We start from the raw sequence: 15,983 nt of genomic DNA on the forward strand, positions 1-15,983 counted from the left end.
TAATTTCTTGCATGCTGAAATATTATTAAATGATAACATCTTAAATACTGCAATAGAGCAAAATATTACTTCAAGTTCTAAACAAATTCATGAGTTAACTGGAGTTAATATAGCCTTAGCATTAAGTGATAAAAAAGACTTTGAAAGTTTAAAAAATTATGAAGCTAATTTAAGTAAGCCATATATTTTGCTTGTATTTTCTAAAGCTTCACATAAGGTAGATATACTTGCAAGTGATGATGCTATGAAGTATTTTGATAAAGAAGGTGTTTTAAGTCCTTATCCTGAAAAAGGAACGATTTTACCTATACTTGCAAATTCTAAACAAAAAGACATTTACAATGCTGCTATTTTAAATGGTTATGCAGATATTGCTGATCAAGTTGCAAATCATTTTAATATAAAACCTTTTTATGGAAACTCAAACCGAGATACTTTAAATATCATGAGAATTTTAATTTATAGCTTTTTATGTGTTGCAATTTTGATGCTAGTTCAAAGAAAAATCAAAAGGAGAAGATAAATGCAAAATCAAAAAACATTTTGGCCTTATGGTATTTTGATTTCTTTAGGGCTTATTGTTATAGCTTGTATTGTTACGGTTTTTATTGCAAGCAAAGCCCCTGTGTATGAAGATAATTTTTATTTTGATTCTTATCAAAATGTTGAGTTAAATTATAATGAAATTCAAAACAGACAAAAGACTTTTGATGAAAATTTTAAGCTAAGTATTAAAGACAAAGAAAGCTTTATGCATAAGAAAAATCAAGTTTATTATATCAATGAAGGGCAAAATGAACTTAGAATTGCTATTGAAAATTTAAAAGATTATGATTTAAGTAAGCTTCAAATTCAAACTTTACTTTCACGTCCACACACAAATGTAAATGATGAGAATTTACAAGCAAGAATAGAAGGAAATGATTTGGTGTTTGATTTTAATATCAAAGAAAAAGGTGTTTGGCAAATACTTTTAAAAATCACTCAAGATGAAAATAGTGTAGGATTTTTTAAATTCTTTTTACAAACTAAATAATGAAGCTTTTTGTTTTTAGCTCACTAAGAGCTTTAAGAAAGTATTATGAGAAAAAACTGCAGATTGATAGTTTAGTAGAACCGGCTATGAGTATAGCCGAATTTATGCAAAAATTAGTTTTTTCTCCACATTTTCAAGCAACTCATTATGAATGTTTGCTTTTGATGAAAAAGGCTTGCGAGCAAACTAAAAATTTAGAGCAAAGTTTAAAAATACCGAGTAATTTTTTTGCTTTCTTAAAAAACAATGCTTATTTATTTAGTTTCTTTAAAGAGCTTAGTTTAGAAAAAAAAGATATCAACTCATTAAAATTTCATGATGCTTATGCTCAGTATGAAGAGCATTTGCAAATTTTAGAAGAACTTTTTAAAAATTATCTTACTTTATTAAAAGAGCAAAATTTATATGATGATATTTCTTTGCCACTAGATTATGAAATTAATAGCGATTTTTTAAAAAATTATGATGAGATTATTTTTGATTTTCAAGGTTTTTTAAATGCCTTTGAAGTAGAGCTTTTGTTAAAAGTTAAGGAAATACTTCCTCTTAAAGTGCAATTTAATTGTACTAAATTTAATAAAGATTTTTTAAGTTCTCTTAGCTTTTTACAAGGGCTTTCTCTTAAGGAAAATCATGTGTATTTATATGATGTAAACCAAGCGCAAATATTACAAGAGTGTCCTTTTGTACAAGAAAATAAAATCACTCATAAGAGTTTTAATTTACGGTCTTTGCAAGCTGCTTTTGTTTTTGAAAAAATTAACAGCTTTTTAAAAGCTGGTATTAGCGCAAAAGATATTGTAGTGATTACCCCTGATGAGAACTTTGTGGATATTTTAAGACTTTATGATAAAAACAATGTATTAAACTATGCCAATGGGGAAAGTATCAAACATACGCTTTTTTATCATAGATTAAAGACTTTATATGAAAGTGCTAAAGATGATGAGTTTGAGTATGAGCTTAGTGAAGATTTTTTTGATAGGCAAAAGCTAAACAAGCACTTATGTAATTTGCATTTTTATCCTTCTGGTATTCATTTTATAGAGTTTAGAAAGCTTTTTGATGAAAATATCTCTTTTGATTTTTTTGAAAACTTCATCCATAATTTGCTAGAAGATATTAACAATCAAGAATTGCAAGATTATATCTATCAAGAGCTTGCATTCATTAAAGAACTTATAAAAATACATACTTTAAGTTTTAAGCAAATTTTAGAGTTATTTTTCATGCAAATTGACAATAAAAAACTAAGCAGTGTTGGCGGTGGTGAAGTTACTGTAATGGGGCTTTTAGAAAGCAGGGGGCTCAGCTTTGATGGGGTGATTATAGTTGATTTTAATGATGAGTTTATCCCTAAAAGAGTTTCAAGTGAGTTATTTTTAAATAATGAAATTCGAAAAAAAGCAGGACTTATTACTCATACTCAAAGAGAAAATTTACAAAGACATTATTATTACACCCTAATAGCCAAGGCAAAATTAGTAGGAATTTCTTATGTAGAAAATGAAGAAAAAATCAAATCAAGATTTTTAAGTGAGCTTGATTTTTTACTCATAGAAGATAAAATATACAGTGACAATGCCTATATCAAATACTTTCAAGCACACAAGTGTGATTTTAACCTTGAGCCAATTACACATATAATGGCTAAGCATGATTATTTTAGTAAAGAGCTTACTTTTACGAGATTTCACCTTTTGATAAATTATGGCTTAGATTATTATTATAAATATGTCTTAGGACTAAAAGAATCAAAAGAATTAGAAGATACTTTTAGAGCGAATGAGCTAGGAAGTTTTATTCATAAAGCTTTAGAAAAATACTATAAACAAAACAAAAAAGCAAAATATTTTGACTATGAAAAATTTATGGATATTGTAAAAAATTTGAAAGATTACAAAATCGATGCTTTAAATTTAGCTTTAATACAAGCAATATTTAAAGAATTTCAAGTGCTTGAAAATGAGCATTTTAAACAAGGCTTTATGGTAAGAGATTGTGAATTTTCACAAAAAAAAGATTTTATCGCTGAAAATGGAGTTAAAATTACTATTTTTGGACGTTTAGATAGATTAGATGAAAATGAAAATGAAAAATTAGTCATAGATTATAAAACTGGGAAAATAGATGAAAAAACTTACCAGCTTGCCTTTTATAAGTTTTTATTAGAGGACACATACCCTTTAGAAAATATAAATGCTTGTTTTTATGATTTAAAAAATATGAAAATCGTTTATGAAAATACTGAAAGTGAAAAAGTGCAAGAGCTTAAAGACATGTTTAATGAGCTTGCAAAAGAGCCTTTAGAAAAAGAATTTACTAATCAAAGAAATGATAATACCTATAGTCCTTATACCATGCTTTATAAAAAGGAGTTTAAGCTTTGAGTTGTAATTTTGAGCCTTTTTTGGCCTTAGAAGCTAGTGCAGGAAGTGGAAAAACCTTTGCATTAAGCGTGCGTTTTGTAGCTTTGGTGTTAATGGGAGCTAAGATTAATGAAATTTTAGCTCTTACTTTTACCAATAAAACCACAAGCGAGATGAAAGAAAGGATTTTTAAAACCTTTTTAGAATTTGATGTGCTTGAAAATGGAGAAAATAAAGCAGAATGCAATGAGCTTATGAGAATGCTAGGCAAAAGCAAAGAAGAGCTTGCGGATTTAAGACAAAAGCGTAAAAACGAATTTTTAAGATCTAAACTCAATATCTATACTTTTGATAGTTTTTTTTCGCAAATTATTCGTTCTTTTGCTTTAAATTTAGGTTTTATGAGTGATTTTGAAATCATAGAAAGTCAAGATAGTTATAAAAATTTCATTGCTAAATTAAACGAAGAAGAGCTAAAAAGTCTAGCGTATTACATTATCCAAACAAAAAGCAAAAGTGATTTTTTAAAAAACCTTGAAAATTTATATACCAAACATTGTGATGTTAAGCCAAATCCAAAAGCTTACCTTCCAAGTAAGACTGCTTTAGAAAAAAATATTGATGAGTTTATAGCTTATGCAAAAAATTTAAGCACAAATAAAAATTATCTTTCAAATTTTAATTTTGAAAGAATGGAAGATTTTTTTGCTAAGCCTATTATTAGTAATTTAAAAAAAGATTATTTTACCAAAGTCATTGATAATGAATTTTTACAAAAAAGAGCAGAACTTATACAAAATGCAAAAGAATATTTTAATCAAATGGAAAATTACCGCATAAGTATGCTTGCAAAGCTTTTGGCGCATTTTAAAGAAGCAAGAAATGAAAACAATACCAAGCAAAATGCATTAACTTTTTCAGATATAGCCTTAAAAACTTATGAATTAATTAGTGATGAGGCTAATAAAGATTTGATTTATTTTAGACTTGATGGTTATATTTCGCATTTATTAATCGATGAATTTCAAGATACTAATGTCTTGCAATATCAAATTTTAAAGCCTATTATTGCCGAACTTGTTTCAGGTGAGGGTGTGAAAAAAAACAGAAGTTTTTTTTACGTAGGCGATAAAAAGCAGAGTATATATGGTTTTAGAGGGGGTAAAAAAGAACTTTTTGATAAGCTTTTAAAAGACTTTCCACAAATTAAACTAGAGCATTTGGATACTAATTATCGTAGTAAAAAGATCATTGTTGATTATGTTAATGATACCTTTAAAGATAAATTCTTTGATAGCTTTTTAAATCCTAGCTTTACTTTGCAAAAAAGCGTTAAAGAAAGCGGGTATATAGAAATTTTGCAAAATCACATCCCTAGTAAAGATAGTTCTGTTTATGAAGCAAGTGCTAAAGAAGCTTTAAAAATTATCCATAGACTTTTAGAAAAAGGCATTAAGCTTGATGATATTTGCATTTTAGTATGGGTCAATAAAGACGCTACTTTGATTCAAGAATTTCTTGAAGAAAATGGCGTTAAAGCTTATACGCAAAGCAATGTTCCTTTGTTAGATTGTATTAGTGTAAGAGTGCTTTTTGAGTATGCAAAGGCTTGTGTGCTTAAAGATGAGTTTAGTTTGTATTTTGTAAATGATATTTTAAAAAAAGAGCTTAGCTATCTTGAGCTTGATCTAAACCGCAGTGTAGGTGAAATTTTAAAATACTTGATTGATTATTTAAAGCTTGATCTAAGCGATGTTAATCTTATCGCCTATTTAGAGCATGCAAGTGCTTTTGATAATTTTTTTGATTTTTTATTTAGTCCTTGTAAATTAAGTTCTTTACAAGCACAAAATGATGGAGTTAGCATTATGACCGTGCATAAGTCTAAGGGGCTTGAATTTGAAAATTTAATCGTGCTTGATAGACTTAGTAAAAAAGCTCCAGATACTGATACTTTAATGTTTGAGTATGATTTAGAGCAGGGCTGGGAAATAAAATACAGACATAGTGCTAGAGAATACCTTGAAGATGATAGCTATAATGCCTTTTTAGACAAAAGAAAAAAACTCCAAACGGAAGATGAGATAAATTGTTTATATGTAGCACTTACTAGAGCTAAAAATTCTCTTTTTGTTATAAAAAATGATGAAAATTATAAGGGTTTTAAAGGATATTTTAAAGATTATGAAGAAAAGCAAATAGGCATTTTAGAAGAACAACTTTCAAAAACAAATGAGCCTTTGGAAAATTTAGAGCAAATAGAAAGCTTTGAAGAATTTCAAAAGGTAAATTTACAAGAAGTTAAAGTTAAAAACTATTTTACAAGCGAGCAAATACATTTTGGATCTGCTTTGCATGAATTTTTACAATATTTTGATTTTAACACTAAAAATAATTTTGAATTTTGTAAGCAAATGGTGTATAAAAAATATCGTTTTTACTTAGATGATGAATCTTTTAGTGAGCTTTTTAAAAGACTTACTATGCTTTTAAAAGATGAGAGTTTTAACGCACTTTTAGTGGGTAAAAAGTTGCTTAAAGAGCAAATCATCACTTATAAAGGCGAGCAAAAACAGCTTGATATGCTTGCATTTGATGATAATGAAGCTATCATTATAGACTATAAAACAGGTTTAAATTTAAACGAGCATAAAAAGCAAGTTTTGCTTTACAAAGAAGCCATAGAAAAAATCTTAGCCAAGACTTCCACTAAGGCTTTTTTGGTATATGTTTTAAAGGATAAAGTGGAGATAGCGGAGGTTTAAGGAAATTGTATGAGATGTTTTATTGTAAATTCAAATTATAAATCTACTGATGGTGAAAAATTCTTAATTAAATATTTAAATGATAATTTACCAGAGGATTATGAAATTTATGTCCAACCTAATTTGAATGGAAATAGACCTGATATTATTCTTTTTCACGAGCATAAAGGTGTATTTATTATCGAAATTAAAGATTGGAAATTAGAAAGATTTGAAAAAGATAGTAAAAAGAATAAATATTATAAATATACCAATGGTGGACGTTCTGAAATAGCTAATCCAAATTCTCAGCTTAGAAGATATAAAACTCAATTTAATTATTTTAAGCAACTTCCTGCTATTTGTATTCATTATTTTTTATAATAGCTGCACCCAAGATGTCATTGACTTTATAGGGGAAAGAGGTATTGAAATTTTTGGATGTGATAAAAAATATAACTTAATTAAATTTATAATAAATTATCCAAATAGCTTTATAAAACCACCAAACGAAATAAGAGATTTTTTACTTCCAAAAAAACACAAAAAAGAAAATGGAGAATATATAAATTTAACACAACAACAAAAAAGACTTATAGAGCATACTCCAAAAACATGGAGAAGATTAAAATGGGTTGCAGGAAGTGGAAAAACCTTGGTTGTTGCACAAAAAGCGGTAAATATAGCAATAGCTAACAAAAAAGTATTAATTATTTGTTTTAATAGAACATTAAAAAGATATATAAGAGACCAAATAAATAAAAACATGCAAAGATTTTGAATGGAAATTTATAGAATATAATCATTTTCATGAATTTATTAAATTATATGTAGAAGAAAATGGATTAGAAGTAAAAAAATATGGCAATAATTTTGATTTATATGAATGTGTTTTAATAGAGCAGGTTTTAAAACTTCAAGAAAAAAATCAAATTCGAAAAATAGAAAATACGATGCAATATTAATAGATGAAGCGCAAGATTTTAAAAAAGAGTGGTTTGGTATTTTGCTTTATTTTTTTAGGATGAAAATAGTGAAGTTTTATTAGCAGCTGATGATAGACAAAATTTATATAACAGAAGCGTATCATGGATTGAAGAAAGTATGGGTGGATATAAATACAAATTTAAAGGCGCTTGGGCTGTTTTAAAAGAAGTGAAAAGATCTACCCGTTTGCCAAGTTTAATTCACAAGACTAATCTATTTTTTGAAACATTCTTAAAAGGTTATTTAGAAAATCATCCTGATAAGAACTTTGGTGATTTTTTAAATTCAGAAATTATCATAAATGAAAATACTTTAGATTTGTATTCATTAATTTGGGAGAATATTGAAGAAAAAGATCTGTATGATAAAATTTTATATTATTGTAGGTTTTTCATAAATGAAAAATATAAACTAAAAGATATAAGCATTTTAGTATCCAATAAAATATAGGGCGTAGTATGATGTGTTTTTTAGTTAAAAACAATATAAACATTGAACATATGTTTGATAATAAAGATGATTTCTCGTTAGAAAGTGATGCTGTGACAATATCCACCATAAATAGTTTTAAAGGTATGGAAAACAAAGTAATTATTTATGTTAGTGAAAATAAAAGTAGTATTTGTAATGACTTTAGAACCTATGTTGCATTAACAAGAGCCAAAGAAGCTTTAGTGGTGTTAAATAACAATAAAAAATATTTAGAATATTCTAAAGAATGGATGTAGCATGATTTACAGCCATTCTCAATTGTTTTAAATTTCTAAAGTTTTTCCTGTATTATTTTTTTATTTTTCAACCCTAGTATGATAATTTAATCTTTTATAATATTACCTTTTTTGTCAATATATACCCATTTTCCGTTTAAGTTAACTTCCGCTAATCCTTCTCTAAAATCCAGCTTTACATTATCAATTTTAGGTTCTATTGCAATTTTTCCACTTGTATCAATAAAACCCCATTTACCATTCAGTTTAACACCAGTCAAACCTTTATTAAAACCTCACGTATAATCAAACGCATTTTCAACTAAAATTTTATTATTTTCATTGACTAAATTCCATTGATTATTATCTTTGATAGCTCTTAGATCCTTGTGTTTGTGTATATAAGCACCTATACAAGCTTTCCTATCTCCCTTGTCACATTTTTCTTTGTAGATAGCTTGGAGTATTTTACAACTTGCTTCATCGCTGTGGCATTTACTTTCAAGTTCGCTTATGTAAATTCGACTATATTTTCCACCGTAAAAATACTGATACACACTAGCTAAAGCTATCAAAATCAAAATCATCACACTAGCTATGATTTTACTTTTGTGTTTTATGATGAATTCTTTTCTTTATTTGAGTTTCTTTTCTCTTTCTTCTTGGGCTGTTTTTATCTCTTCTTCGATTTTTCTTTTTCTTTCTTCTTTTAATCTTTTTAATTCTTCTTGTCTTTGTCTTTCTTTTTCTAGTTTTCTTTTGCTTGTGGATCGTATAGTTCATTACTTCCACATTCTTTACAAAATTTAGCTACATCTAAATTTTTCATATTGCAATGTTTGCAAATAAGCATCATTCACCCCTTGCTTGTTTTATGATTTCATAGGCTAGATTGATCTTTTTCATCATCTCTTGGGCTATCTTTAAAAGTTCAGGTGGAAGCTCTTTAGAATGAAGGTTATCATAGTGGTATTCTTTAGCTAGTTTTCTATAATTTTTCTTTATACTTTCAAAATCATCATTTGGGTGAGAATTTAAAATTTCATAGGCTTGTTCTAGGGTGATTTTTATTTCCCTAAAGCTTATGAGGTTTATCCAAGTCCTATGATGATATTTTCCATTAAGGTGTTTTCATTTGCGCTCATTTGTTTATCATAGTATATTAGATCAAGCAATAAACATATAAGAAAATCTGCTTCTTTCTTGCTTATGCGTATGTTAGAGCAAAGCTCACTAATGCTTCTGCCTTGACTTTTCTCATACTCAAAAATACTTGCATAAGTATTTCTAAAGCCACTATACTCTTTAGTATAAAACATTTCTATCTTATCAAGTAAAGAAGATATAAATTTAGATAAATCTTGAGCAATGATTTTATTATCTACTTTGGCAACTTTTGCTAAAAAAGCAACCATGATAGCAGGATTTTTACTATAAATATAATCAAATTTTTGTCTTGCAACATGGTATAATTCTTTTCCTCAAAATATACAAAATTTAGCGTCTTTATCAGGATTAAATTCTGAGCAATGCTTACAAATTCTATATTCTTGAGTTTTAAATTTTAAAGAAAACAAAATAAAACCTTATTTTTTAATATAATAAAAAGTTATTTTATAAAGAACTTACTTAAAATGTGCTATTTTACTTTTATCTGCAAGAATTAATCAAAATATTTAAACTTTAAGTATTCTTAAATTAAGTATTAATTAAGATAAAATAATTATAATCTCATTTTTAAAAAAATTTTTGGCAAAGGTAAGATGATGACAAAGATAACAAAGCCAAACGAAGTAAAACGCGAATGGATCGTTTTAGACGCTGAAGGAAAGCGTTTTGGTCGTCTTTTAACAGAAGTAGCGACTATTTTAAGAGGTAAAAATAAACCTTGCTATACTCCAAATGTTGATTGTGGAGATTATGTAATCATTATCAATGCTTCTAAAGCAGTTTTCACAGGTGCAAATAAAGCAGAAGATAAACTATATCACAGACATTCAGGGTATTTTGGAAGCGTAAAAAGTGAAAAATTTGGTGATTTATTAGAAAAAAATCCAGTTAAATTATATAAATTAGCAGTTCGTGGTATGCTACCTAAAACAAACCTAGGTAGAGCTATGCTTAAAAAATTAAAAATTTATACAGGTAGCGAACACCCTCATACTGCTCAAATTGCTAATAAAGGAAAATAATCATGGCAACAACATACGCAACAGGTAAAAGAAAAACCGCTGTAGCTAAAGTTTGGGTAAAAGCTGGTAGTGGTAAAATCATCGTTAATGGTATGGATTTAAACACTTGGCTTGGCGGACATGAAGCTATAAAATTAAAAGTAGTTCAGCCTTTATTAGTAACTAAACAAGAAACTTCTATGGATATTAAAGCAACAACTTTAGGCGGTGGCTATAGCGCTCAAGCTGAAGCTTTAAGACATGGTATTTCAAGAGCTTTAGCTGCTATGGATGCAGATTTTAGAGCATTATTAAAACCAAAAGGACTTCTTACTAGAGATAGTAGAACTGTTGAGCGTAAAAAATACGGTCGCAGAAAAGCAAGAAGAAGCCCACAATTCTCTAAACGTTAATTTTTTGGATCCATTTTTGGATCCATCCTCTCTTTTAATTTTCAAAATCACATTTTTTTATATATTTTTGTTTTGTTTAAAATCAAAGGATTTTTTGTTTAGAATAAACTTTTATAATTTCAAAGTCCGATCAGGGAAACCTCCTTTTTGTAGTAAATTTAAGCCCCTTTCCCAAAAAGGGGCTTATTTTATTTTAATCTTCTTTTTATATAATACCCCATTTATTTTCATTATTTAAGGACGGTTTATGAAAAAGATTATAGGATTAGTTAGTTTAGCTAGTGCTTTGTTTGCTTTTGATGCTAGTAAAATAGAAATCACTCCAACCTTTAACTATACAACCCCAGAAGGAAATTTAGATCTTAAAAATTATGGTGGAGTGGGTTTAAGATTTGGTTATCATTATGATGATTTATGGATAGATCAAGCTGAACTTGGCTTAGAGTATTATGATAACGCAAAATATAATAATCCAAACGATAATACACATACAGATACTAGTGTTTCAAGATTTTATATAAATGCTATTAAAGGAATTGATTTAGCTAATCATGTATATTTATATGGTTTGTTGGGAACGGGTTATGAGTATTTAAGCCATGGAGCTTATGAAAATAAAAGCGGTATGTTTGCTCAATATGGTGCGGGTTTTAAATTTGCACTTGGCGAAGATTTAGCTTTAAGACTTGAAGCAAGAGATCAAATTAAATTCAATAATGGTGAGCATAATTTGATTTCTAGTGTTGGCTTGAGTTTTTATTTTGGCAATAAAGCTCCAAAAACTCCTCAAACTGCAACTAAACAAATCGAAGAAAAACCGCAAACAAAACAAATTGATAAATCATGTCCAGAGCCAAGAAAGGGTGCTTTGCTTGATCATATAGGTTGTGAAAAGACAATAGCGCTTGAAGGGCATTTTGGTTTTGATCAAATCACTATAAATCCTGAGTTTGCACAAAAAATCCAAGAAGTAGGTAAAGTTTTAGAAGAAAATCCACAATATTATACTATTTTAGAAGGTCACACAGATAGCACAGGCCCTAAAGCTTATAATCAAAAATTATCATTAGAGCGTGCTAAGGCAGTTGCGAAAGAACTTGAAAAATCAGGTGTTGCTAAAGAGAAAATTGCAACTAAAGGCTATGGTTTTGAAAAGCCAAAAGCAAACAATGATACTAAAGAAGGTCGCGCGCAAAATAGACGCGTGGAAGCAAAATTTTTCATTAAAGAATAAGCTTTGTTAAAAAAGACAATTTTATTTGACTTAGATGGCACTTTGATAGACTCTACAAGTGCCATTTTAGATGGTTTTGATGCTGCTTTTAAAGCTTTTGGAGAGCCTTTAAGAGATCATGAGGCCATTAAAGCTTTAATAGGTTTTCCTTTAGATGTAGCTTTTGAAAAAATTGGAGTACCAAAAGAAAAAACAAGTGAGTATATTAATGCTTACAGAAGTGTATATCAAAAAATCTATATAGAGCAAACTTCTTTGCTTTCTTTGGCAAAAGAAAGTGTATATGAGGCTAGTTTATTTGCTGATTTAGCTGTTGTAACGACTAAAAGTTCTAAATTTTCTAAACCTTTAATTGATCATTTAGGGATAGGAAAATACTTTAAAGTTATCATAGGTAGAGATGATGTAACTTACCCAAAACCAAATGCTGAGCCTATTTTGTTAGCTTTAGAAAAATTATCTAAAAGCAAAGAAAATGCATTTATGATCGGAGATACTCATTTAGATATTCAAGCAGCTTGTAATGCAGGTATTAAACCTATAGCAGTAAGTAGTGGTTATGAAAGTAAGGAAAGTTTGGCTAAATTTAAAATTCCACTTTTTGAAAATACTTATGAAGCTGTAAAACATATAAAAAATATCCGATAATTTCACATTCAAACCCTATACACACAAATAATAAAAAATTTTTATCATTGTTTAAGACAATTAAAGATAAAGTAGCTATTGATTTTAAGTAATTATTTTAATTATAAGGATAATTAAATGAGTAAAATAATGAAAACAATGGATGGTAACGAAGCGGCAGCTTATGCTGCCTATGCATTTACAGAGGTTGCTGGAATTTATCCTATTACCCCAAGCTCTCCTATGGCAGATTATACTGATATATGGGCTTCTCAAGGTAAAAAAAATCTTTTTGGAGTACCGGTTAAAGTTGTGGAAATGCAAAGTGAAGCAGGAGCGGCAGGGACAGTTCATGGTTCTTTGCAAGCTGGTGCTTTAACTACTACTTATACTGCCTCTCAAGGACTTTTGCTAAAAATACCAAATATGTATAAAATCGCAGGTCAGCTTTTACCTGGGGTTATCCATGTGGCAGCTAGGGCTTTAGCTTCTCAAGCACTATCTATCTTTGGAGATCATCAAGATGTTTATGCTGCAAGACAAACAGGCTTTGCTATGCTTTGCTCACATTCTGTGCAAGAAAGTATGGATTTAGCAGGTGTTGCACACCTAGCAGCTATTAAAGGTAGAGTGCCTTTTATGCATTTTTTTGATGGTTTTAGAACAAGCCATGAAATCCAAAAAATCGAAGTGATGGATTATGCGCATTTTGATCGTTTGCTTGACCGTGAAGCTTTATTAGAATTTAGAAATTCCTGTCTAAATCCAGAAAATCCAAAAACAAGAGGTACGGCTCAAAATGATGATATTTATTTTCAAACAAGAGAGTTAGCAAATAAATATTATGAAGCTATTCCTGATATTGTTAATGAATATATGCAAGAAATTTCAAAAATTACAGGAAGAGAATACAAGCCTTTTGTATATTATGGGGATAAAAATGCAACACGCATTGTAGTAGCAATGGGTTCAGTGACTGAAGCTTTAAAAGAAGTTGTAGATCATCTAAACAGCAAAGGCGAAAAAATAGGGGTTTTAAAAGTTCATTTATATAGACCATTTAGTTTAAAATATTTATTTGATGTAATGCCTCAAAGTGTTGAAAAAATAGCTGTTTTAGATAGAACTAAAGAGCCAGGAAGTTTAGGTGAGCCACTTTATTTAGATTTAAAAAGTGCTTATTATGGAAAAGAAAAAGCACCTTTAATCGTTGGTGGTAGATATGGACTTTCTTCAAAAGACGTTGATCCTGCTCAACTTTTAGCGGTTTTTGAAAATCTAAATCAAGCTAATCCAAAAGATGGTTTCACTATTGGAATTAATGATGATGTGACTTTTACTTCATTGCCTGTGGGAGAAAAAATTTCTTTGGGTGATGAGAGTACTATAGAGTGCCTATTCTATGGACTTGGTGCTGATGGTACTGTAGGGGCAAACAAAAACTCTATTAAAATTATAGGGGATAAAACAGACTTTTATGCGCAAGCTTATTTTGCTTATGATTCTAAAAAATCAGGTGGTTATACAAGAAGCCATTTAAGATTTTCTAAAAAACCCATCACTTCAACTTATCTAGTTTCTACACCGCATTTTGTAGCGTGTTCAGTGGCTGCTTATTTAGAAATTTATGATGTTTTAGCAGGTATTAGAAAAGGTGGAACTTTCCTTTTAAATAGTATTTGGAGTGTGCAAGAGACTATTAAGAAGATTCCAAATGCAGTAAAAAGGGTTTTAGCGCAAAAAGAAATTAATTTTTATATTATTAATGCTACAAAACTTGCTAGAGAAATAGGACTAGGTAGTAGAACAAATACAATTATGCAATCAGCGTTTTTCAAGCTTGCTAATATCATTCCTTTTGAAGATGCGCAAAAATATATGAAAGAATTAGCTTATAAATCATATAGTAAAAAAGGTGATGCTATAGTTGAGATGAATTACAAAGCTATTGATGTGGGTGCAGATGGACTTGTAAAAGTTGATATTGATCCTTCTTGGGTAAATTTAGCTGATGAAGTTAAAGAAGAAACTATAGCCTATAAAGGCACTGAGTTTGTTGAAAAAATCGCAAAACCTATGAATGCAGCTAAGGGAGATGATTTACCAGTTTCAGCATTTTTGGGTTATGAAGATGGTAGTTTTGAGCATGGTACTACTGAGTATGAAAAAAGAGGCGTTGGTGTTATGGTGCCAAGATGGATAGAAACTAATTGTATTCAGTGTAATCAATGTGCTTCAGTGTGTCCGCATGCGGTTATTAGACCATTTTTAATAGATGAAAAAGAATTAGAAAATGCTCCAGCAGGTGTAAAAGAACATAGTTTAAATGCAAAAGGCGTGAAAGAACAAAAATTAAATTTCAAAATTCAAGTTTCGCCACTTGATTGTACAGGTTGTGAGCTTTGTGTGCATGAGTGTCCAACTAAAGAAAAATCTTTAGTAATGGTTCCACTAGGTGAAGAGCTTGATCATGGTGAGCAAGAAAATGCAGATTATTTATTCAAAAAAGTAAGCTATAAAGATAATATCTTAAATAGAGAAAATGCAAAAGGTATTCAATTTGCTCAACCTTTATTTGAATTCCATGGAGCATGTCCAGGATGTGGGGAAACTCCTTATATCACTTTAATCACTAGATTGTTTGGTGAAAGAATGATTATTGCTAATGCAACAGGTTGTAGTTCTATTTATGGTGGCTCAGCTCCTTCAACTCCATATAGAAAAAGTAATAAAAATGGTCATGGACCAGCTTGGGGTAATTCTTTATTTGAAGATAATGCTGAATTTGGTCTTGGTATGAAAATAGCAACTGAAACAACAAGGCATAAAATTGAGCAAATCATGAATGAAAGTATGCAAGAAGTTCCCAATGCGCTTTCTGCATTATATAAAGAATGGATTGCAAATAAAGAAGATTCTAAAGCTTCTTTAGAGCTAAGAGATAAGTTAGTGCCATTGCTAGAAGAAAATAAACAGATTAAAACTGTAAATGATATTTTAGAACTGAAAAGCTATTTAAGTAAAAAATCACATTGGATTTTTGGTGGTGATGGTTGGGCTTATGATATAGGTTATGGTGGGCTTGATCATGTTTTAGCAAGTGGTGAAAATGTAAATATTTTAGTGCTTGATACTGAAGTGTATTCTAATACTGGAGGTCAAAGCTCAAAATCTTCAAGAACAGGTTCAGTAGCTCAATTTGCTGCAGCAGGTAAGCCAGTGCAGAAAAAAGATCTAGGTCAAATTGCTATGACTTATGGTTATATTTTTGTAGCTCAAGTAAATTCTAATGCAAATTATGCGCAATTATTAAAAGCAATAATAGCAGCAGAAGCTTATGATGGACCTTCTTTGATTATTGCTTATTCTCCTTGTATAGCTCATGGTATTAAAGGTGGGCTTGGAAATTCAGGAAATCAAGCAGAACTTGCCACAAAATGTGGATATTGGCCAACTTATATTTACGATCCACGTTTAGAAGCAGAAGGTAAAAATCCTTTAACAATTTCTTCTAAAGAGCCTGATTGGGATTTATATGAAAGCTTTTTAATGAATGAAGTGCGTTATAATTCTTTGAAAAAATCAAATCCTGAGCAAGCAAAAGAATTATTTGAAAAAAATAAAGCAGAAGCACAACGCCGTTATAGACAACTTAAACGTCTAGCAAGTGCTGATTTTAGTAATGAAAATTAAAA

The 15,983-nt window shown here is 29.3% G+C and carries 15 protein-coding genes and 1 pseudogene; 12 read left to right on the forward strand and 4 right to left on the reverse strand.

Annotation, left to right across the window (positions count from 1 at the left end):
- Window positions 1-7: 7 nt before the first annotated feature.
- From CAMP18498_RS01890 to CAMP18498_RS01920, 7 genes are all read left to right on the forward strand, one after another.
- On the forward strand, window positions 8-523 hold the full coding sequence (locus CAMP18498_RS01890) for a hypothetical protein (protein ID WP_337197122.1): 516 nt from the start codon (window positions 8-10) through the stop codon (window positions 521-523).
- The gene (locus tag CAMP18498_RS01895; RefSeq protein WP_337197123.1) at window positions 524-1,036 is read left to right on the forward strand and encodes a FixH family protein; all 513 of its coding nucleotides are present in this window, start codon (window positions 524-526) and stop codon (window positions 1,034-1,036) included.
- A complete protein-coding gene (locus CAMP18498_RS01900) occupies window positions 1,036-3,426 on the forward strand; it encodes a PD-(D/E)XK nuclease family protein (RefSeq protein ID WP_337197124.1) in 2,391 nt (796 codons plus the stop codon). Before CAMP18498_RS01895 ends, CAMP18498_RS01900 begins: the two co-directional genes overlap by 1 nt.
- On the forward strand, window positions 3,423-6,170 hold the full coding sequence (locus CAMP18498_RS01905) for a RecB-like helicase (protein ID WP_337197126.1): 2,748 nt from the start codon (window positions 3,423-3,425) through the stop codon (window positions 6,168-6,170). The genes CAMP18498_RS01900 and CAMP18498_RS01905 overlap by 4 nt, the downstream gene beginning before the upstream one ends.
- Window positions 6,171-6,179: 9 nt before the next feature.
- Window positions 6,180-6,533 carry a nuclease-related domain-containing protein gene (locus CAMP18498_RS01910; RefSeq protein WP_337197128.1) on the forward strand — a complete coding sequence of 118 codons (354 nt, stop codon included), beginning with the start codon at window positions 6,180-6,182 and terminating at the stop codon, window positions 6,531-6,533.
- Window positions 6,534-7,253: 720 nt separating this feature from the next.
- Window positions 7,254-7,586 (forward strand): hypothetical protein, encoded by a 333-nt coding sequence (locus CAMP18498_RS01915; protein ID WP_337197129.1) that lies wholly within the window; start codon window positions 7,254-7,256, stop codon window positions 7,584-7,586.
- A gap of 8 nt (window positions 7,587-7,594) precedes the next feature.
- A complete protein-coding gene (locus CAMP18498_RS01920; RefSeq protein WP_337197130.1) occupies window positions 7,595-7,864 on the forward strand; it encodes an AAA domain-containing protein in 270 nt (89 codons plus the stop codon).
- An 86-nt stretch (window positions 7,865-7,950) separates the two neighbouring features.
- Here CAMP18498_RS01920 and CAMP18498_RS01925 read toward each other — a convergent pair whose 3' ends face one another.
- From CAMP18498_RS01925 to CAMP18498_RS01940, 4 genes and pseudogenes are all read right to left on the reverse strand, one after another.
- On the reverse strand, window positions 7,951-8,124 hold the full coding sequence (locus CAMP18498_RS01925; RefSeq protein WP_337197132.1) for a WG repeat-containing protein: 174 nt from the start codon (window positions 8,122-8,124) through the stop codon (window positions 7,951-7,953).
- 15 nt (window positions 8,125-8,139) lie between these two features.
- The gene (locus CAMP18498_RS01930) at window positions 8,140-8,430 is read right to left on the reverse strand and encodes a hypothetical protein (RefSeq protein WP_337197134.1); all 291 of its coding nucleotides are present in this window, start codon (window positions 8,428-8,430) and stop codon (window positions 8,140-8,142) included.
- A gap of 161 nt (window positions 8,431-8,591) precedes the next feature.
- Entirely contained in the window at window positions 8,592-8,699 is a 108-nt protein-coding gene (locus tag CAMP18498_RS01935; protein ID WP_337197136.1) for a zinc-ribbon domain-containing protein, read from the reverse strand.
- Window positions 8,696-9,420 (reverse strand): annotated as a pseudogene (locus CAMP18498_RS01940) (DnaJ domain-containing protein). The gene CAMP18498_RS01935 and the pseudogene CAMP18498_RS01940 overlap by 4 nt, the downstream one beginning before the upstream one ends.
- A 189-nt stretch (window positions 9,421-9,609) precedes the next feature.
- On the opposite strand from CAMP18498_RS01940, the gene rplM reads away from it, so the two are divergent.
- From rplM to nifJ, 5 genes are all read left to right on the forward strand, one after another.
- Window positions 9,610-10,035, forward strand: coding sequence for a 50S ribosomal protein L13 (gene rplM / locus CAMP18498_RS01945; protein WP_337197138.1), 426 nt, complete (start codon window positions 9,610-9,612; stop codon window positions 10,033-10,035).
- 2 nt (window positions 10,036-10,037) lie between these two features.
- Window positions 10,038-10,427 carry a 30S ribosomal protein S9 gene (gene rpsI / locus CAMP18498_RS01950; RefSeq protein ID WP_039617655.1) on the forward strand — a complete coding sequence of 130 codons (390 nt, stop codon included), beginning with the start codon at window positions 10,038-10,040 and terminating at the stop codon, window positions 10,425-10,427.
- A 247-nt stretch (window positions 10,428-10,674) separates the two neighbouring features.
- Window positions 10,675-11,661, forward strand: a complete 987-nt coding sequence (locus CAMP18498_RS01955; protein ID WP_337197139.1) for an OmpA family protein — start codon at window positions 10,675-10,677, stop codon at window positions 11,659-11,661.
- Window positions 11,662-11,664: 3 nt separating this feature from the next.
- On the forward strand, window positions 11,665-12,309 hold the full coding sequence (locus CAMP18498_RS01960) for an HAD family hydrolase (RefSeq protein WP_337197141.1): 645 nt from the start codon (window positions 11,665-11,667) through the stop codon (window positions 12,307-12,309).
- 117 nt (window positions 12,310-12,426) lie between these two features.
- A complete protein-coding gene (gene nifJ, locus CAMP18498_RS01965) occupies window positions 12,427-15,981 on the forward strand; it encodes a pyruvate:ferredoxin (flavodoxin) oxidoreductase (RefSeq protein WP_337197143.1) in 3,555 nt (1,184 codons plus the stop codon).
- Window positions 15,982-15,983 lie beyond the last annotated feature (2 nt).

Origin of the sequence: Campylobacter sp. W0066.2 (genome assembly GCF_024723515.1) — a bacterium.
Taxonomy (GTDB): Bacteria; Campylobacterota; Campylobacteria; order Campylobacterales; family Campylobacteraceae; genus Campylobacter_D.